We start from the raw sequence: 17,645 nt of genomic DNA, 5'->3' as shown, positions 1-17,645 counted from the left end.
CTCAGGGCAGGCGCAGATCGGCGACAACCGGGAAGTGATCGGAGCCGATGTCCGGACCGACCTCGAAGCGCTGCACCTCGACGTCGCGCGATACCAGTATGTGATCGACCGGCGAGCCGAAGTGGACGAGTTTGGCGAACCGTCTGGAAAACCGGGTGGTGGCCGGCCAACCGGTACCCGATGCATCTACCAGGCCCGACGTTTTCAGGAACGCCTGGAAGAACGGCGACCACGTGGGCGTATTGAAATCACCCATCGCGACGATCGGGATTCCCTTGGGCTCGGCGGCGATGGCCTTGGCCACGACCTCAAGATAGGCGTTGCGGTTGACCCACTGATCGTAGCTGCGTGGCGTCGTGGGATGCAGCACGTAGACGACGAGAGCTGGTTGCTTGGTGTCGGTGACGCCCGGCGGCGCCAGTTCCAGCCGCAGCGGAGCGCCACCCCAGCCGAACACCGGCAGGATGGGAACGTTCTTGACGTGCTCGGCCTTCAGGATGCGCCAGCCGGTCCAAGCCGTCACCTCCGGATGACGACCGAGGAGGTCGGCCGGCGGCGTTGAGGGAAAGTGGGCGCGCAGGGCGCCGAAGCGCCGCAGGGCGTAGCCGCTCACCTCCTGCTGGCCGAGAATGTCGATGCCCGAGTTCGTGCTCCAGGCGAGAAGGTCGCCATAATCGCTGCGGTTTCCCAGAACGTTGCTGGTGGCGACGCGCAGCTCCGTACCGTCTGCCGAAGCGGCGGCCCTTTCGATCGGCTGGAACAATGGAAAACCGTTGAGCAGGGCAAAGCCCAGGGCCACGGCCGCCAGGATTCTGTGACCGGCAATCAACGCGACGAGCGTCGTGATAAGGCAAGCCCCGAACAAGGCCGGCAGGAAGAAGGTCAGCAGGTCGCCGTAGTAGAAGGTGTCGGCATTGAAACGGGCCAGCGTGGCCGTCGCGATGGCCATCAACATGGCCGAGGTAAGGGAAGCCGACAGCTTGCGTCGAGCGGGGGTCGCGCTGAACTCGAATGCCGTCATGCCAACTCCAGAAGCCTCGGCGAACCGCCACCCTATCGATCGTCGAGGAAGTCTGCGGCATTCTTGTGAACGCCGGCCTAAACCTGCCCGCCCCATACAGGAAAAGCAAGGCGCGGGCCAGGCATCATCCGCTAGCCTAAAAAAGACTGCCCTGCATCTCGCCTGTGTGGCGACCAGTCTCGTGGGCCAGCAGCCAACGTTTGGTGTCGATGCCGCCACCGAACCCGGTGAGGGCGCCCGACGCGCCGATCACCCTGTGACAAGGCACGATGATCGGGATGGGATTGGCGCCGTTGGCGGCGCCGACGGCGCGGCTTGCCGAGGGGCGACCAAGGCGTGAGGCGAGCTCGCCATAGGAAATGGTGACACCGAAGGGAATGGCCTTGAGCGCCTGCCAGACGGCAAGCTGGAATGGCGTGCCGGACGGCATCAGGGCGAGGTCGAAGGTGCGCAGCTCGCCGGCAAAATAAGCATTGAGCTGAGCGCGCGCTTCCACGAACTGGCCGTCGTCGCGCCGCCAGTCGTCATCGGTTGCGACACGCCCCTTGCCGTTGGGAAAGCCGACCTTCGCCAGCCTCACCCCATCGCCGGCCAGAAGCAGCGGTCCGATGGGACTTTCAAGGTAGGTGTAGATCACGTCGAGCATGAATGCCTCACACGGCGGGGACTCGTCTGAGCATGGCGAAGATTCGGCCGTCGATCGAGAGAAGACCGAGTCCGATTAGCGCCATGCCCAGGAAATGGTTCGCGGACAGTCGCTCGCCGAGTATCAGGCTGCCGAGCAAGATGGCCGAGACGGGGATCAGCAGCGTTACCAGCGACGAATTGGTGGCGCCGCCGACCGAGAGGAGATGGAAGTAGATGATGTAGGCGAGTGCCGTCGAAATCAGCGCGAGGGCGAGAAGCGCGCCGATGGTTACGGCGTGGGGTGCCGCGAGGTTCCATGGCGCATCGACGAGGGCGACGAGCGGTAGCATCATCACCGTACTGGCGGTCGTCTGCCCGAAAGCGCCGACGGCCGGCGATATGCCCATGCGGCGGAAGTGGCGACCGAAGGTGCCGGCCAAGCCATAGGAAAGGGCGGCACCGAGACAGGCGAGCAGCGCCCAGAGCGGCGGACCGTCGCCGGAAAAGGCGCTGCCGCTCATGAGTACAGCGACGCCGAGAACACCGAGCAGGACGCCGACGATCTTTTGCGGCGTCATCTTCTCGTCGGCCGTCAGGAGATGCGCAACGATGATGGCAAAGATCGGCGTGGTGGCGTTGAGAATGGAGGCGAGGCCGGAGGCGATCGCCGTCTGCCCCCAGAAGATCAGGCTGAACGGGATGAGATTGTTGATCAATCCCATTCCGAAGAAGACACGCCAGGCTTCCCCGGTTCCGGGGATCGTTCGCCCGGTCGCCCTGAGGTAGGCGTAAAGAGCCGCGGCGGCGATCGCGACCCGACCGAGCACGACGGTGAAGGGCGGCAGTTCGGCGAGCGCCACCTTCGAGAAGAAGAACGAGCCGCCCCAGAGCAGCGAGAGGACAAGGAGAAGGCCCCATTCGAGGAGGCCCATGTGCGGAGCTTTGGTCAAGGATGCCTCCAGGGTCGCGGAGAAAGAACAATTACCCGATGGGAAATGGCCGGCTCGCCGGAATCGGACTCGGTTCGTTGAACTTGCCGGATTGGGTGTACAATTCTTGTCATGAGCCTCGACATCACTCTCTGCGAAACCGCCTGGGCGGCCCGTGACCCTGCCTATGACGGCGCCTTCTTCGTCTGCGTGCGGACCACCGGCATCTACTGCCGCTGCGTCTGCCCGGTGAAGCCACCGCTCCGGCGCAACGTCGAGTTCCTGCCGAGCGCGACGGCGGCCGAATTAGCGGGCTATCGCCCCTGCCTGCGCTGCCGACCGGAAACCGCGCCCTTCTGTCCGGCTTGGAAGGGTACTCTCACCATCGTCGAGAAGGCGGCGCGGCTGATAAGGGATGAGGGCGCGCTGGATGGCAACGGCAGTGTCGAGACACTTGCAGAGCGCGTCGGTGTTGGCAGCCGGCATCTCACGCGGCTCTTCCGACAACATCTTGGCGCCAGCCCGATCGAAGTGGCGAAGACGGCACGGGTGCAGAGGGCCAAGCGCCTCATCAGCGAAACCGATCTTCCGATGACCGAGGTGGCGCTACAGGCCGGTTTCGGCAGCCTGCGGCGTTTCAATGCCGTGTTTCAAGAGGTGTACAGGCGACCACCGAGTGAGATGCGGCGGACAAAGGGAACGAAGCAGTCGCCATCGGTTCAGACCGGATAGCCCACCGCCTTCAGGAAGGCTCGGGCGATGATCATGTGGCCGGTCAGCGTCGGGTGGACGCGATCGGTGGCTATGCCCATCGGGTGGATCTCGATCATCACCTCGTCGAAGGCGGCCTGGGTGTCGGCGAAGATGGCGCCATGCTTTTCTGCGAGCTTTTTGACCACCGCGCCGTAGTCGTCGATCATCTTGCGCATGGGGTCGGCGCGGTTGAACTCGACGAAATAGGGCGCCATGAGCACGAGGCCCTTGAGACGGTGCTTGGTGCGCAGGATGAGGCGTTCGAGCGTCGCTTCGTACTCGCCGATCAGCACATGGTTTTCGGTCTGGAGGCGGGCGTCGAACTGCCGCCAGACGTCGTTGATGCCGATCATGATCGACAGCCAGTCGGGATTGAGCGCCTCGACGTCGGTCTCCCAGCGCGCTTCGAGGTCGCGCACGGTGTTGGCGCTGACGCCCATGTTGACGACGCGGATGCGGTGGGCGGCGTGCGTCACGTTGAGGAAGGCGTTGACGAGGCCGACGTAGCCGGTGCCGAGCGAGTCGAACAACGCTTCGCCGATCGGGCGGGCCCGGCTCCAGTCGGTGATCGAGTCTCCGATGAACAGAAGCTTGCTGCCCTCGTGGATCTTCATTCCTCAAACCTCCCTCTGACTGGACTCACCATACCCGGTTGAGCCAGGTCCTGACGCGATTCTCATAGGCGTAAAACGACAGGAAACCGATTGCCACCGATAGCACCATACCGATCAGCGCATGGCCCGGCAGGCCGGCAAACAGGTGTCTTTTGTACTGATAGAAGGGTTGCTGCCAAAGATAGATGGAAAACGAAGCTATGCCGAGAAGCCTGAGCGGCGCCAGCGACAGCGTAGATCTGACCCACTGCGGCGCCTCGGCGAGGTGATTGACGGTGAATGCCAGGAAGAAGGGCGCCACCGTCATGGTCAGCATCCACGGAAACACCGAGCCGACATAGAGCGCCGATCCCGCGACGAAGGCGGCAACCGGCATCCATGGGCGGACGTAAGGCACGGTTCGATCTCTAAGAAGGGCGTAGCCGGCCGAGAGCAAAAGGTTGGTCGCCGCCACTTCGCTTCGTATCCAATATTCCTTTGGCGGGGCTATAGCAGGGAAGGCGTAATAGCTCAGGTGTATCGCAATGGTGAGAAAGCCAAAGGCGATCAATGCCCCACCTTCGCGGCCACGCAGAAACGGAAGAAGGGTCAGCAGCGACAGGAAAATATAGGAGTGCTCCTCCACGTTCAGCGACCATAGGTGACCGATCGGGTAGGGGCTCGCGAACATATGGAAGTCGGCCGGAAGGTAGGAGCGCAGAAACAGCGTAGTCGGCACTATCTCCGCTGCGGGCGCCTGCTTGCCGATCAGCGCGGCGATGCCGAAGACGATCAGCAGGAAAAGCAGAAAAGCCGGGATGATGCGCGATATGCGGCGCTTGTAGAATGTGGCGAGCGGTACGCGCCGCTGGAACAGGATGCGGCTCATCAAGAGGCCGGACAGGCAGAAGAACACGTCGACGCCCATCCTGCCGCTGTGCCAGCCCTGCACCGCGAAGAAGTGTCCCTGCAAGACCAGAAAAATCGCCAGTCCCCGCCAGCCGTCCAGATAGTCGATGCGCCGCAGCTCGCTGCCGCCGTGCTGCGCCGAGGAAGACACCACTTTTTCGATGGTCATAATCGGGCTCGAAACGAACCGTCGCGCGACTGGCGGCCGGGGTGCGGCAGTCATTCAGGAAAATCGTGATAAAATGGTGACCATCCCGCCTTGATACTCCAGATACGACAAAGCGCCCGGCATCCTCTCAGGATCGGGCGCTCACATCGTGCGTGATCAGCCGCTTTGGCTTGTCAGAGGCCGAAGCCCTTCAGAAAACCGCGCTTCGGGGCGCGAGCCTTGCTGCCGGCGGTCTCTTCGTAGTGGGCGATCGCCTCGGCGATTTCGCGTTCGGCGGTGCTCTGGCTGTGGCGCTTCTTGTTGGCACCCAGCATGGCGAACATCATGGCGTCCATCGTTGTTCTCCGTTCTCTTTTCTGTCTCTCTTCTTGCAGCCTCAATATAAGTGACATGCCCAATAGGGACAAATCGTATCTTCTGAAAGGCACCTTCAGTTTTCCTGCAACGAGAAGCGCGCTCCAGCGGGGCCATTTGATTCCGCCCCGTCTGCTTCCTACATGCGAGGTCAACGAACCTATCTTGAAGGAAGCTGCCCTTGGTCGATTTCAGATCCTGGTTGCCGCGACGTTTTCGCGGCGATGTGCCCGTCGTGCCGCTCGTCCGCTTGTCCGGAGCCATAGGCATGCCGGCCGCGCTGGGGCGAGGATCGCTATCGCTATCCGCCATCGACGGCACGCTCAAGAAGGCTTTTTCGGTGAGCGGAGCGAAGGCTGTGGCCCTTGCCATCAACTCGCCCGGCGGTTCGCCCGTGCAGTCCCACCTCATTTTTCGCAGGATCCGGCAGCTTGCCGATGAAAAGAAGCTGCCGGTGATCGCCTATGTCGAGGACATCGCGGCTTCGGGCGGCTACATGCTGGCCTGCGCGGCCGACGAGATCGTCGCCGATCGTTCGTCGATCCTCGGGTCGATCGGCGTGGTGTCCGCGACGTTCGGCCTCGACAAGGCCATTGCGCGCCTTGGCATCGATCGCCGCGTCTACACGGCCGGCACGCGCAAGGTGACGCTCGACCCCTTCCAGCCCGAAAATGGCGAGGACGTCGAGCACCTCAAGGCGTTGCAACGCGACATCCATGGCTTCTTCATCGAGTTGGTGAAGGAGCGACGCGGCGCGCGGCTGTCGGAGAGCGACGATCTGTTCTCCGGTCTCTTCTGGGCCGGCGAACAGTCCGTCTCGCTCGGCCTCGCCGACCGCATCGGCACAGCCCATGACGATCTTGCCTCCCGCTATGGAGACAAGGTCGACATCCGCCTGTTCGAGCCGGGCCGAAGTGGCTTCCTGCGACGCCGTCTGTTCGGCGTGGGAACCGTCGAGGCTGGCGGTCTTGTCGATTTTGACAATGTCCTCGCGGCAATCGAGCGGCGCTCTCTGTTCTCGCGCTACGGTTTGTGAACCCTTCACAGGAATTTGCGCTTGCCAGGAAACAGAGACGGTGTTCTCATGGTTTCGACAGCAAAGGAGACAGGCCCATGTCCCATCTGGTTGGATTTGCTCTCATCGGCGCCGGCGTCTATGTCGTCGTCCAGGTGCTGAAGCGTGAGATGACGCGTGTGGGCGAAGTTCTCCAACAGGCCAATGCCAAGCCTGTTCGCGTCGAGATTCGCATGGAGCGCGACCCGGCAACGGGTGTCTATCGCGACCGCCGCTAGACGTGCTCGATCCGTTCGGGCGTCTTTAGTTCCCGTCGGGGAAGGCCGAGGCACGTCGCTTCGGCCTTTTTCGTTTCTTGATCGCTATGGCGACAGGTTGCGGACGGCACCGCAATCGCGCGCCCGGATCTTCCTGCCTTCGTGTTCCGGTTTCCTCTCCGAGCAGACAACCTTCCACTTCAGGCGTCCCGCTGCGTTTCTCTCGTGGATCGTGCGGCAATAACAAATCTTGTCGTCGGACGGCGGACTATCCGTCTTGTGACGATTCTGGCGGTCCGGCTGGATGGGCTCGATGAGCTGGTGGCGTTTTTCCGCTGCGAGCGTCGGCGAGGCGATGGCCAGCGCGGCGAGGACCATGACGAAGCGGAGAGGCGCGGGGGACATCGGTTTCTCCTTCGACTGCGTTCGAATGCCTGAGACGGTTGTTTCTTGAACGTTGACGGCCGCTTTTCCGGGCGCGGGCACAGACGGCTTTTTGCGGTTGACGGGGCGAGGGGGCGCACCTAATTTCGCGCCCGATCCCGCCCGGCATCCGCCGGGTTCCAGCCGCTTCCAGGTACCTCCCGATGACCCAGCCCGCCCAAGTCAACGATCCCCGCCGTTCCTTCCAGGGGCTGATCCTGACCCTGCAGCGCTTCTGGGCCGACAAGGGTTGCGTCATCCTGCAGCCCTACGACATGGAGGTCGGCGCCGGCACCTTCCATCCGGCGACCACGCTGCGCTCGCTGGGCCCGAAGCCCTGGAAGGCGGCTTACGTTCAGCCGTCCCGCCGCCCCAAGGACGGCCGCTATGGCGAGAACCCCAATCGCTTCCAGCACTATTACCAGTTCCAGGTGATCTTGAAGCCGTCGCCGGAGAACCTGCAGGAGCTCTATCTCGAGAGCCTTGAGGCGATCGGCATCGATCTCAAGCTGCACGATGTGCGGTTCGTCGAGGACGACTGGGAGAGCCCGACGCTCGGCGCCTGGGGGCTCGGCTGGGAGTGCTGGTGCGATGGCATGGAAGTCAGCCAGTTCACCTATTTCCAGCAGGTTGCGGGCATCGAGTGCTCGCCGGTGTCGGGTGAGCTGACCTACGGCCTCGAGCGTCTCGCCATGTATCTGCAAGGCGTCGACAACGGCTACGAGCTCAACTTCAACGGCCAGGAAGGCGAGGGCAAGGTCACCTACGGCGACGTCTTTCACCAGGCCGAGGAGGAGTACTCCCGCCACAATTTCGAGTACGCCGATACCGACATGCTGATGCAGCATTTCAAGGACGCCGAGGCCGAGTGCAAGTCGCTGCTCGAAAAGGGAGCGGCGGCGGGTGCGGACGGTCTCCACAAGTGCGTGTTGCCGGCCTACGACCAGTGCATCAAGGCGAGCCATCGCTTCAATCTGCTCGATGCCCGCGGCGTCATCTCGGTGCAGGAGCGGCAGAGCTACATCCTGCGTGTTCGTGAGCTGGCGAAAGCCTGCGGCGAGGCATGGCTGAAGACGGCCGGTGGCGGCGCGCCGGCGTGAGCGCGGTAGGAAGCCGGCCGATGACGCCGAAGCTCATCCTGTTCGATTGCGACGGCACGCTGGTGGACAGCCAGCACATGATCGTCGCCACCATGACGGAGGCCTTCGCCAAGGTTGGCCATGCGCCACCCGACCGGGCCGGCGTGCTTTCCATCATCGGTCTGTCGCTGCCGGAGGCGGTCGGCAGGCTTGACGCCAATCTGGATGCGGTCACCGTGGGCCTCGTTGTCGAGGCCTACCGCGACACCTACCAAGCGATGCAGTTCCGTCTGGCCGAAACGGCTCCGCTTTATCCGGGGGCGCTCGATGCGTTGCAAGCGCTGGGCGGGCGGGACGATGTGCTGCTCGGCATCGTGACGGGGAAGTCGCGGCGCGGCCTCGACGCCATTCTGGAGACGCACGGACTGACGAGCATGTTCTCCGTGTTGCGCACCGCCGATGACGGTCCGTCGAAACCACATCCGTTCATGGTGGTTGATGGCGTGGCGGCGCTCGGCGGTCACGTCTCCCAGACCGTCGTGGTGGGCGATACCGGCTACGACATGCAGATGGCCCGGGCGGCCGGCGCCTTCGCGCTCGGTGTTACCTGGGGTTATAACGGCCGAGACGAGCTCACGGAGGCCGGCGCGCAGGCGCTTGCCGACGGTTTTGCCGAGGTGCCCGGTCTGGCGATGGGACTCCTAGTAGAGCGAATTTGACATTTGAGTCCCGCCTGACATAGAGCTTTCGCTCAAATGTCAAATTCAAAAGCTCCACTAACCCAATAACTTGCTAGTGGTTCTCTTGACCGAGACATTTGTTCTGAGGCCAGTATCACGCGGATGCAAATGTCTCGGTCTAGCCACTAGGCCCGAAGGAGTAGACCGATGGCCGATCTCTTCGAAGACCTCGCCGCTTCCTTCGATCCGGTGCTGGCGACGGAGCGTGCGCGCGCCAACGTGCAGCGCGTTCTGCCCAAGCGTTTCTACAAGGTGGTATCGGTGGAGCCCGTCGACGGGCTTCACAGGGTTCTGCTCGACGGCAAGCCGGTGCGGACCCCGGCGCGTCACCAGCTTGCCGTGGCTTCGCTGCGGGCCGCCTGTGCCCTGGAGGCCGAATGGGCCGGGCAGGGCGAGTTCGTCGACCCGATGACCATGCCGCTGACCCGCCTCGTCAACTCGGCGATCGATGGCGTATCGAGCGAGATCGAGGCGGTGAAGGATGCTGTCGCCGCCTATTCCGGCTCGGACCTCACCTGCTACCGGGCAGGCGAGCCGCCGCGCCTCGACGAACGGCAGCGTCTCGCCTGGGAGCCGGTGCTCGATTGGATCAGGGAGCGGTTCGGCATCCGCCCGGTGGCGACGATCGGTGTCATGGCGATCGCCCAACCGCCACAGCTTGTCGCCGCAGTCCGCGCGGCTCTACCCGATGATCCCATCCGCCTTGCCGCCATCGAGATGGTCACCACGCTGACCGGCTCCGTTTTCCTCGCCTTGGCTCTTTTCGAAAGACGTCTCCTGCCGGATGACGTCTGGCTTGCCGCCCATATCGACGAAGACTGGAATGCCGAGCTCTGGGGTGTCGACAGCGAAGCCCGGCTGCGCCGCGATTTCCGGCGTGCCGACTTCGACGCGGCCGTCCTGCTTCTTCTGGATTGACGATCAGCGCCTGAAATCGTCTCGCATCAGTCGGTAAAGCACATGTGGCCTCAAAGGGTGCTCCTCCGGCAGCAGCGGATGCAGGAAATCATCGACCGGATCGCGGGTCATGCCGAGGCTGGCCATGACGGCCCGTGACGGCAGGTTGGGAACCGCCGTGAAGGCAACGATCTCGGCGAGGCCCAGAACATCGAATCCATGGGCGAGGGCGGCTCGTGCCGCCTCACTGGCATATCCTTGCCGCCAGAATGCCTTCGCCAGCCGCCAGCCGACTTCGACCGCCGGTGCGAAGGGGTAGGCGGGGTTCAGCACCTTCTGAACGCCGACCATGCCGATGAAGGCGTCGTCCTCCCGTCGCCGTACCGCCGCGAAACCGTAGCCGTGGTCTGTCCACATGCCGCGCAGGCGGTCGACAAGAGCGTTGCTTTCCTCGGTCGTCAGCGCTTTCGGGAAGTAACGCATCACCTCGGGATCGGCATTCAGCGCGGCAAATGGCGCGAGATCGCGGTCCGTCCAGGGAGCCAGCAGAAGGCGTTTTGTCGCGAGTATCATGGCCGGCTCCTTTTCCTGACGGCGAAGGCTTGTGATAGGCCTTAGGCTTTCCGAAATAAACGCCATAGAAAGGTGGAAAGGCCGCCGCCCTTCGTGTACAACGCCGCGGACTCGGACCGCACGTGCGGTCGGTGTGCCCTTTGGCGCGTCCCCGGCCGGGATGCCCGACAAGAGTTTTGGGGTTACATGCAAACCGTTCTTCTCGTCATCCACCTGATGGTGGTCGCAGCCCTGGTGGGCGTCGTGCTCCTGCAGCGTTCCGAAGGCGGCGCGCTTGGCATTGGTGGCGGCGGCGGCTTCATGACCAGCCGCGGCACCGCCAACGTGCTGACCCGCACCACCGCCATCCTGGCGGCTGTCTTCTTCCTGACGTCGATCGGGCTGTCGATTCTGCCGCGCTTTACTGGTTCCCAGGGGTCCATCCTCGATCGCGTGCAGACGGCTCCTTCCGCGCCGGCCGCCGATCAGCCGATCGGCAGCGGTAAGGGCGGTGTTCTCGATCAGCTCAACCAGATCAGCAAGCCGGCCGCTCAACCTGGCAATGCGCCGGTTGCGCCCGCCGTTGAGATTCCCGCAGCTCCTGCTGCCGAGACGCCAGCCGCTCCGGCAGCCGAGGCGCCGCAAGCTCCGACGACCGAGGCTCCGGCGACTACAGCTCCCGCCACGGACACGCCAGCGGCTCCCGCGACCGAGACGCCGGCTGCACCTGCTGCGGAAGCGCCGGCTACCCCTGCGACTGATTCGGCTCCGGCCAACTCCGGGACGACGCCCTGAGGCGCCCCGAACGGCAGACTACGGATAAAGACGGTCGCGGGCTTCCGCGGCCGTTTTCATGAGATGTGACAAAAGCTTGAAACGTAAGTCGGCCGGAGGGACCTTCTCCTTCCGGGGCGGCCTTTTCGTTTTGTTTTGGATAAACCGGTCGGACCACTCCCCAACGGGTCCGCGAAGAGATAGGTTGAAGGCCCATGGCGCGGTACATTTTCATTACTGGCGGCGTGGTTTCGTCCTTGGGCAAGGGGCTCGCGGCAGCGGCTCTGGCGTCTCTCCTGCAGGCGCGTGGCTACAAGGTTCGTCTCCGTAAGCTCGATCCCTATCTGAACGTCGATCCGGGGACGATGTCTCCGTATCAGCACGGCGAAGTTTTCGTGACCGACGACGGCGCGGAGACCGACCTCGACCTCGGCCACTATGAGCGTTTTACCGGGCGCCCGGCCAACAAGCAGGACAACATTACCACCGGCCGCATCTACCAGGAGATCATCGCCCGCGAACGACACGGCGATTATCTCGGCGGTACGGTGCAGGTGATCCCGCACGTCACCGATGCGATCAAGGCGTTTATCCTCGACGGCAACGAAGAGTATGATTTCGTCCTCTGCGAGATCGGCGGAACGGTGGGCGACATCGAGGCGATGCCCTTCCTTGAGGCCATCCGTCAGCTCGGCAACGAACTGCCGCGCCGGCACTGCGTCTATATCCACCTGACGCTGATGCCCTACATTCCCTCGGCCGGCGAACTGAAGACCAAGCCGACGCAGCATTCGGTGAAGGAACTCCGCTCCATCGGAATCCAGCCCGACATCCTGCTCGTCCGTTGCGACCGCCCCATTCCCGAGGGCGAGCGCAAGAAGCTGTCGCTGTTCTGCAACGTTCGCCAGTCGGCGGTCATCCCCGGCCTCGACGTCGGCACCATCTACGAGGTGCCGCTCGCCTATCACAAGGAAGGCTTCGACGACGAAGTGCTGGCGGCTTTCGGCATCGAAGCGGCGCCGGCGCCCAAGCTCGATCGCTGGGAAGGCATCGTCAACCGCATCAAGAACCCCGAAGGCACAGTGAACATCGCCGTCGTCGGCAAGTACACGGTGCTGAAGGACGCCTACAAGTCGCTGATCGAGGCGCTGGTGCATGGCGGCATCGCCAACAACGTCCGCGTCAACATCGAGTGGATTGAGAGCGAAGTGTTCGAGAAGGAGGACCCGACGCCCTATCTCGACCACGTGCACGGCATTCTGGTGCCCGGCGGCTTCGGCGAGCGCGGTTCCGAGGGCAAGATCCTCGCTGCCCGCTTCGCGCGCCAGCACAACGTGCCGTATTTCGGCATCTGTTTCGGCATGCAGATGGCGGTGATCGAAGCGGCGCGGGCGCTTGCCGGCGTCGCCGGAGCGTCTTCGTCGGAGTTCGGCCCCACCGACGAGCCGGTGGTTGGCCTGATGACCGAGTGGCTCAAGGGCAACGCTCTCGAGAAGCGCAAGGCCGGCGGCGACATGGGGGGCACGCTACGTCTCGGCTCCTACGAAGCGCATCTCGCCAAGGGCTCCAAGATCGCCGAGATCTACGGCTCGGAGATCATCCACGAGCGGCACCGCCATCGCTACGAAGTCAACATCGACTATCGCGACCGGCTTGAGACCTGCGGCCTGTCGTTTGCCGGCATGTCGCCGGATGGCGTATTGCCGGAAACGGTGGAAATTCCCGGCCATCCCTGGTTCATCGGCGTTCAGTATCACCCTGAGCTGAAGAGCCGGCCCTTCGAGCCGCATCCACTGTTTGCGAGTTTCATCGAAGCGGCCGTGGAGCAGAGCCGGTTGGTATGAGGCCAGTGCACAGATCATAGACGTGCTGAGGCGGCCGGATGCTTGTCCGACCGCCTCTTTCTTTGGGCGAGGGGGAGCCGTAGGGGGCGCCTGCTCGCCTCACGCCAGTGAAGGTGAACACTTCACCAAGATTTGAATCGATTCTCCTGTTTGGTTTTGGCCCAGCCGGACGAGACGGACTATGGTTCGAGCGCTTTGGTTTTAGTCATCTCTTGACCCGGATGAGCGTTTCTCCGGGGAACAAGGCTGGTGTCTCATGACCTGCTCTCCTTTTGTCCGCCTTGTTGGCGTGGTGACGACAATGCTGTTGGTGGCGACCCTGTCGGCCAGGGCTTCGGCGCTCCTCGATGCGATTGATGCCGACGACGTTGTTCTTCTTCAGTCACTAAGCCGGACCGCGCCGACGAAGGCCGAACGAGATCTTGCCGCGGCGACCGTGCTCAGCCTTTACAACCATGACGTGGAGGCCGAAGCGGCCTTTCGTAGTCTTGTCGTCTCTTCTACGGAGAATGAGCTCAAGGCGGCGGCCGAGGGCGGCCTTGCCGGGATTTTTGTGCGCCAGAGCCGCTTCGCCGAGGCCGAGAGTGCGCTCAAGGCGATGCGAGGGCTCAGGGAAGAGCCACTCGACGAAAACGAACAGCGAACACTGGATTTCGTCGCCGCCTTGCGCGACGTGCCGTCAATGCGGCGCGAGCGTCATGCTCCGGGCACTCTGGCGATCACGCATGACAGGGCGGGCATGACGGTTGCGACGGTACTGATCAACGGTCGGGAGCAGGCCTGCGTTCTCGATACAGGTGCCGTTTTCTCTGTGGTTCCGCAGTCAACGGCGGATCGCTTGCAGCTTTCGGCAGTTGCCTCGACGGCGCGAACCGGCAGCAGCACGGGTGCCTCTGTCGAGACGCGCCTCGCCGTTGCCGACCGGATCGAGTTTGGCGACACGGTCTTGCGCGACGCCTTGTTCATGGTGGTGCCCGACGAGGGGCTTCGCTTTCCCGATGGCTATCGCATTGACGCCATCATCGGCCTGCCGGTGATGCGGGCGCTCGACCGTCTGGAGTTCGTGCGCGCCGAGGACGAGGAGCGTCTGGACTACGGCGAGCGACCGGGGCCGACTGTCGCGCCAAACCTTATAATGTCTGGCGCGCAGCCGAAACTGCTACTCGAAGTCGATGGCGGGGACAGACCGCTTCGGCTCATGCTCGACAGCGGCGCCTCGAAAACCATGCTGTATGAGAGCGCGCTTGACCGCAACCCCGGACTGGCCGCGCGGGCGATTGCCAAGCCTACGACCTCCGGGGGTGTTGGCGGCGTCGTTACCGATCACACAGCGAGAGCGCTCGACAGGCTTGTCGTCCATGTCGGCGACCGTGCCCTGACGATCCACGACGTCAGGGTCACCAATCTGGTCAAGGGGCCGATGGACGGACTGCTTGGGCAGGATCTGCTGTCTCAAGGCCGTCGCGTTGTGCTCGACTTCCAACGAATGCTGTTTGCCATCGAGGATTGACGGCCTCGCGCCGGCCGCCGCAAGGTGCGCCGGCTTTTCCTTTGGCGCTACAGAGTCGCGAGGGCTTTGATCCGCTCCATGCCGCCGACCGTTGGCGCCAGGGTTGTCCAGACTTCTTCGGCACCCTTGGCCCACTCGTCTCGATTTTCCGGCTCGATCATCCGTCCGCCAGCGGCCAGCGCCGCCTCCATCGAGGTCGTTTCGTCGGCCAGCATCAACTCGTCGAAATAGGTCGTCCCCTCGGAGATCGCCGACGCGAATACGGCTTTCTCATCGTCGGCGAGGCTGTTCCAGAAGCCGGCCGACAGATACACCGCGCCAGTCGCCCAAATGTGGGCTGTTTCGATGAGATAGGGCACCACTTCATAGAGGCGGAAGCCGGCATAAGCTGACTTGGTGAGGTCCATCATGTCGACGACGCCGGTTTTCAGGGCGTTATAGGTTTCCGTGATCGGGATCGGCGTCGGCTGTGCGCCGTAGGCTTTCCAGAGCTCGACGTGCAGCGGACTTTGGATGACGCGGATGCGTTTGCCGGACACGCCTTCCGGCGTGGTCACCGCCTCCTTGGCGAGAAGGTGCCGGGCGCCATAGTTGATGAAGCCCAGGGTGACGAAGCCCTGGTCGGTCAGCTTCTGGCTGAACTCATCGCCGATCGGGCCTGTGGTGGCGCGGCGTACATGATCGCGATCACGAAAGACGAAGGGCAGGTCGAACAGCTGGGTTTCCGGCACCCAGGCCGACAACGCCGACAAGGTGGAGAGGCTCGCCTGGATCGAGCCGAGGCGGATGCCTTCGGCGACTTCCTTCTCGCCGCCCAGCGCGGCGTTGCCGACGATGCGGAAGTCGAAACGCCCGGGGAGCCTTGCCTCGACGAGATCGCGTACCTTGAGCCAGATCTTCGTCTCGGGTTTGTCGTCACCGAGCAAGGAGGCGACGGTCAGCGCCCTCGGCGCGGCTCTGGCCGGTCGAATGACCGCGGGTAGGGAAAGGGTGGCGAGGCCGGCGGCAAAGGCGCGACGCGTGAGAAGAGGCACGGGGTTTCTCCGAAGTTGAGATCAAGGGAACGTCCTGAGGGCGACGACAAGCGCCATCAACGACGTGGCGGCGATGAGTGTGAGGGTGAGCGGCAATACGGCGCGGAACACGCGGCTCGCAGAAAGGCCGGAGGTGCCGGCGGCGACGAAGACCAGCACGCCGACGGGGGGCGTGATGCCGCCGATCATCAGGTTGACGGTGAGAATGACGCCGAAGGCCACCGGGTCGATGCCGGCAGCAACGGCGGACGGTAACAGGAGTGGCGCAAACAGAAGGATGCCGGGACCGACATCGAGCGGACCGCCGACAGCGAGCAGGATCAGGTTGGCAACGAGCATGACGGCAAGCGGGTTGCCGCCGAAGCTGGTCACCCAGCCGGCCAGCGCCTGCGGTAGGCCATCAATGGCCAGGAGGAAAACCAGCGGCGCCGACGAGGCGACCAGAAGACCGATGGCTGCGGTTTCACGTCCGGCCTGCAAGAAGGCCGCGAAGGCGGCGCCACGGCCAGCCGGTCCTGTCAGTGCGGCCACGAGAGCGTAGACCGATGCGATGGCAGCCGCTTCGGTGGGGGTGGCGAGACCGAGGCGGATGCCAAAGAAGACAACCAGCGCCAGACCGAACACGGGCGCTGCCGCGCCGAGCGCCGTCAGACGTTCACGCCAGTGGGCGGAGGGGCGAGCCGGTGTGTCCGCCGAAATGTGCAGCATCGCCGCCATGGCCGCCGCGAGGATCAGGCCGGCAATGAGCCCTCCCTCGAACAGGGCGCCAACCGATAGGTTGGTGACCGACGCCAGCAGCAGAAAGGCGATCGAGGGCGGGATGATGTTCGGCAACACGGCCGTCGCGGCAACGATCGCCGCCGCCTTCTCGGGCCTGACGCCATCGGCGACCAGAGCCGGGGTCAGCACCTTGCTGCCAAAAGCCGCGTCGGCGATCGACGAACCGGAGACGCCGGAGAAGATGAGGTTGGTGACGAGCGTTGCCTGTGCCATGCCGCCGCGCCTGTGTCCGACCAGCGTCGAGGCAAACCGCACGAGGCGGTGGGCCAGGCCGCCGACATTCATCAGCATTCCGGCGAGGAGAAAGAACGGGATGGCGAGCAGCAGGAACTTGCCCATGCCCGAAACCGTCTGCTGCACGATGGCGGCTTCCGGCAGACGCGCGCCAAAGGGTACCGCGACTGCAAGCCCGACGATCAGGGAATGAACAAAGGGCGCTCCGGCCGCAAGGGCGATGCAGACGGCGGCACAGGCGATAAGGCTGGGCAAATCGACCGACATGAGTACCGGGATGTGAGGCAGGCCCGCGAGACTTGTGCCGCCGACGACCACGGCCAGGACAAACGACCACGGTCGTCGTCGCGACAGGCAGCCAACGACCGCTTGCCCGCCCGCCAGCGCCCCGCCGATCACCACCGGCCAGAAGCGCCAGCTCTCGGGAATGCCGAGAGTAGGGGACGTGCCGCCGATGAGCTCGACCACCTTGGTAGCGCCGAGCATCAAGACCAAAGCGCCGGCGAGTGTGACGGCGTCGGAGATGGCCTCCGTCATTGTCCGCCCGCGCGGCCCCAGGTGCCGGGTCAGCACGTCGATGCGCATGGCAAGCGGTCCGTTGGCACAGAGCGGCAGTCCGAGGAACACCAATGCGGTATGCAGGAGGATGCCGAGGTCCTCTGTGGCGACGAAACTGGCCGCGAAGACGTAGCGCAGGATCGTGGCGCAGAAGACCAGGACGAGCAGCGCAGCGAGCAAGGAGGCCAGCAAGCCGGCAAGCGTTCGGTAGAGGCTCTCGGAAAGCCGCGTCGCGATGCGCGTCATCGCCTCGGCTCCACGCCGCCGAGCGGAGAGAACCAGGCTGGTTTCAGGATACGGCTTCTCATCGTCTGGACGTAGGGTGCGGCCTTGGCGCGGAAGGCCTGCCAGGCGGGATCGGCCTCCATGGCGGCGCGGCGGCGTTCGCGATCGGCGAGATCGTCGTATTGCCAGATATGGACGACGTCGTTGACCGTACCGATGTCCTGGGTGAACCAGCCGATCAGCGTGCCGAGATGGCCGGTCTGGATCGCCATGCCCTCGCGGACATAGAGGTCGAGATAGGTGCCGACATGCGCCGGCTCTATGGTGTAGGTGCGTTCGTCGAGAATCATGGTCGTTCGGCCGTCGTT

Annotated in this window: 20 protein-coding genes; 9 read left to right on the top strand and 11 right to left on the bottom strand. The window is 63.8% G+C overall.

The genetic code is table 11. From position 1 onward, the window contains the following. Position 1 precedes the first annotated feature (1 nt). From M4J39_RS03020 to M4J39_RS03010, 3 genes are all read right to left on the bottom strand, one after another. A complete protein-coding gene (locus tag M4J39_RS03020) occupies positions 2 to 1,021 on the bottom strand; it encodes an endonuclease/exonuclease/phosphatase family protein (protein WP_251726316.1) in 1,020 nt (339 codons plus the stop codon). A 136-nt stretch (positions 1,022 to 1,157) separates the two neighbouring features. Continuing rightward, positions 1,158 to 1,667, bottom strand: a complete 510-nt coding sequence (locus M4J39_RS03015) for a methylated-DNA--[protein]-cysteine S-methyltransferase (RefSeq protein ID WP_251726315.1) — start codon at positions 1,665 to 1,667, stop codon at positions 1,158 to 1,160. A gap of 7 nt (positions 1,668 to 1,674) precedes the next feature. After that, a complete protein-coding gene (locus M4J39_RS03010; protein WP_251726786.1) occupies positions 1,675 to 2,580 on the bottom strand; it encodes a DMT family transporter in 906 nt (301 codons plus the stop codon). 129 nt (positions 2,581 to 2,709) lie between these two features. Here M4J39_RS03010 and M4J39_RS03005 point away from each other — a divergent pair, with 129 nt between their 5' ends. Continuing rightward, the gene (locus tag M4J39_RS03005; RefSeq protein WP_251726314.1) at positions 2,710 to 3,309 is read left to right on the top strand and encodes a bifunctional transcriptional activator/DNA repair enzyme AdaA; all 600 of its coding nucleotides are present in this window, start codon (positions 2,710 to 2,712) and stop codon (positions 3,307 to 3,309) included. On the opposite strand, the gene M4J39_RS03000 is transcribed toward M4J39_RS03005, so the two are convergent. The 3 genes from M4J39_RS03000 to M4J39_RS02990 all read right to left on the bottom strand — a co-directional run bounded on the left by M4J39_RS03000 (position 3,297) and on the right by M4J39_RS02990 (position 5,336). Beyond that, positions 3,297 to 3,944, bottom strand: coding sequence for an SGNH/GDSL hydrolase family protein (locus M4J39_RS03000; RefSeq protein ID WP_251726313.1), 648 nt, complete (start codon positions 3,942 to 3,944; stop codon positions 3,297 to 3,299). The genes M4J39_RS03005 and M4J39_RS03000 overlap by 13 nt on opposite strands. A 25-nt stretch (positions 3,945 to 3,969) precedes the next feature. Then, a complete protein-coding gene (locus tag M4J39_RS02995) occupies positions 3,970 to 5,001 on the bottom strand; it encodes an acyltransferase (protein ID WP_251726312.1) in 1,032 nt (343 codons plus the stop codon). A gap of 173 nt (positions 5,002 to 5,174) precedes the next feature. Next, positions 5,175 to 5,336: a hypothetical protein gene (locus M4J39_RS02990; protein WP_251726311.1), complete on the bottom strand. Its 162-nt coding sequence runs from the start codon at positions 5,334 to 5,336 to the stop codon at positions 5,175 to 5,177. A 287-nt stretch (positions 5,337 to 5,623) separates the two neighbouring features. On the opposite strand from M4J39_RS02990, the gene M4J39_RS02985 reads away from it, so the two are divergent. After that, on the top strand, positions 5,624 to 6,391 hold the full coding sequence (locus M4J39_RS02985; RefSeq protein ID WP_251726310.1) for a S49 family peptidase: 768 nt from the start codon (positions 5,624 to 5,626) through the stop codon (positions 6,389 to 6,391). 77 nt (positions 6,392 to 6,468) lie between these two features. Then, positions 6,469 to 6,648 carry a hypothetical protein gene (locus M4J39_RS02980; RefSeq protein ID WP_251726309.1) on the top strand — a complete coding sequence of 60 codons (180 nt, stop codon included), beginning with the start codon at positions 6,469 to 6,471 and terminating at the stop codon, positions 6,646 to 6,648. A gap of 84 nt (positions 6,649 to 6,732) precedes the next feature. Here M4J39_RS02980 and M4J39_RS02975 read toward each other — a convergent pair whose 3' ends face one another. Continuing rightward, positions 6,733 to 7,032, bottom strand: a complete 300-nt coding sequence (locus M4J39_RS02975; protein WP_251726308.1) for a hypothetical protein — start codon at positions 7,030 to 7,032, stop codon at positions 6,733 to 6,735. Between the two features lie 182 nt (positions 7,033 to 7,214). Between M4J39_RS02975 and M4J39_RS02970 the strand changes: the two genes are divergently transcribed. From M4J39_RS02970 to M4J39_RS02960, 3 genes are all read left to right on the top strand, one after another. Further along, positions 7,215 to 8,150 carry a glycine--tRNA ligase subunit alpha gene (locus M4J39_RS02970; protein ID WP_251726307.1) on the top strand — a complete coding sequence of 312 codons (936 nt, stop codon included), beginning with the start codon at positions 7,215 to 7,217 and terminating at the stop codon, positions 8,148 to 8,150. A 20-nt stretch (positions 8,151 to 8,170) separates the two neighbouring features. Next, a complete protein-coding gene (locus M4J39_RS02965; RefSeq protein WP_251726306.1) occupies positions 8,171 to 8,848 on the top strand; it encodes an HAD-IA family hydrolase in 678 nt (225 codons plus the stop codon). A 168-nt stretch (positions 8,849 to 9,016) separates the two neighbouring features. After that, positions 9,017 to 9,787 carry an ATP12 family chaperone protein gene (locus M4J39_RS02960; protein WP_251726305.1) on the top strand — a complete coding sequence of 257 codons (771 nt, stop codon included), beginning with the start codon at positions 9,017 to 9,019 and terminating at the stop codon, positions 9,785 to 9,787. A 3-nt stretch (positions 9,788 to 9,790) separates the two neighbouring features. Here M4J39_RS02960 and M4J39_RS02955 read toward each other — a convergent pair whose 3' ends face one another. Next, positions 9,791 to 10,339, bottom strand: coding sequence for a GNAT family N-acetyltransferase (locus tag M4J39_RS02955; RefSeq protein ID WP_251726304.1), 549 nt, complete (start codon positions 10,337 to 10,339; stop codon positions 9,791 to 9,793). 186 nt (positions 10,340 to 10,525) lie between these two features. On the opposite strand from M4J39_RS02955, the gene secG reads away from it, so the two are divergent. The 3 genes from secG to M4J39_RS02940 all read left to right on the top strand — a co-directional run bounded on the left by secG (position 10,526) and on the right by M4J39_RS02940 (position 14,446). Continuing rightward, entirely contained in the window at positions 10,526 to 11,113 is a 588-nt protein-coding gene (gene secG, locus M4J39_RS02950) for a preprotein translocase subunit SecG (protein ID WP_251726303.1), read from the top strand. Positions 11,114 to 11,307: 194 nt separating this feature from the next. Then, positions 11,308 to 12,936, top strand: a complete 1,629-nt coding sequence (locus tag M4J39_RS02945) for a CTP synthase (protein WP_251726302.1) — start codon at positions 11,308 to 11,310, stop codon at positions 12,934 to 12,936. Between the two features lie 256 nt (positions 12,937 to 13,192). Continuing rightward, positions 13,193 to 14,446 (top strand): aspartyl protease family protein, encoded by a 1,254-nt coding sequence (locus M4J39_RS02940; protein ID WP_251726301.1) that lies wholly within the window; start codon positions 13,193 to 13,195, stop codon positions 14,444 to 14,446. A gap of 47 nt (positions 14,447 to 14,493) precedes the next feature. Here the strand turns inward: M4J39_RS02940 and M4J39_RS02935 are convergent, their stop codons facing one another. The 3 genes from M4J39_RS02935 to M4J39_RS02925 are packed head-to-tail and all read right to left on the bottom strand — an operon-like array spanning position 14,494 to position 17,627. Beyond that, the gene (locus tag M4J39_RS02935) at positions 14,494 to 15,480 is read right to left on the bottom strand and encodes a TRAP transporter substrate-binding protein DctP (RefSeq protein ID WP_251726300.1); all 987 of its coding nucleotides are present in this window, start codon (positions 15,478 to 15,480) and stop codon (positions 14,494 to 14,496) included. A gap of 21 nt (positions 15,481 to 15,501) precedes the next feature. Further along, positions 15,502 to 17,298 carry a TRAP transporter large permease subunit gene (locus M4J39_RS02930; RefSeq protein WP_251726299.1) on the bottom strand — a complete coding sequence of 599 codons (1,797 nt, stop codon included), beginning with the start codon at positions 17,296 to 17,298 and terminating at the stop codon, positions 15,502 to 15,504. Then, the gene (locus tag M4J39_RS02925) at positions 17,295 to 17,627 is read right to left on the bottom strand and encodes an NIPSNAP family protein (RefSeq protein WP_251726298.1); all 333 of its coding nucleotides are present in this window, start codon (positions 17,625 to 17,627) and stop codon (positions 17,295 to 17,297) included. Before M4J39_RS02925 ends, M4J39_RS02930 begins: the two co-directional genes overlap by 4 nt. Between the last annotated feature and the right edge of the window lie 18 nt (positions 17,628 to 17,645).

The organism is Pleomorphomonas sp. NRK KF1 (genome assembly GCF_023721755.1).
In the GTDB taxonomy this organism is placed as follows: Bacteria; Pseudomonadota; Alphaproteobacteria; order Rhizobiales; family Pleomorphomonadaceae; genus Pleomorphomonas.
This window is presented reverse-complemented; position numbering and strand designations above follow the sequence as displayed.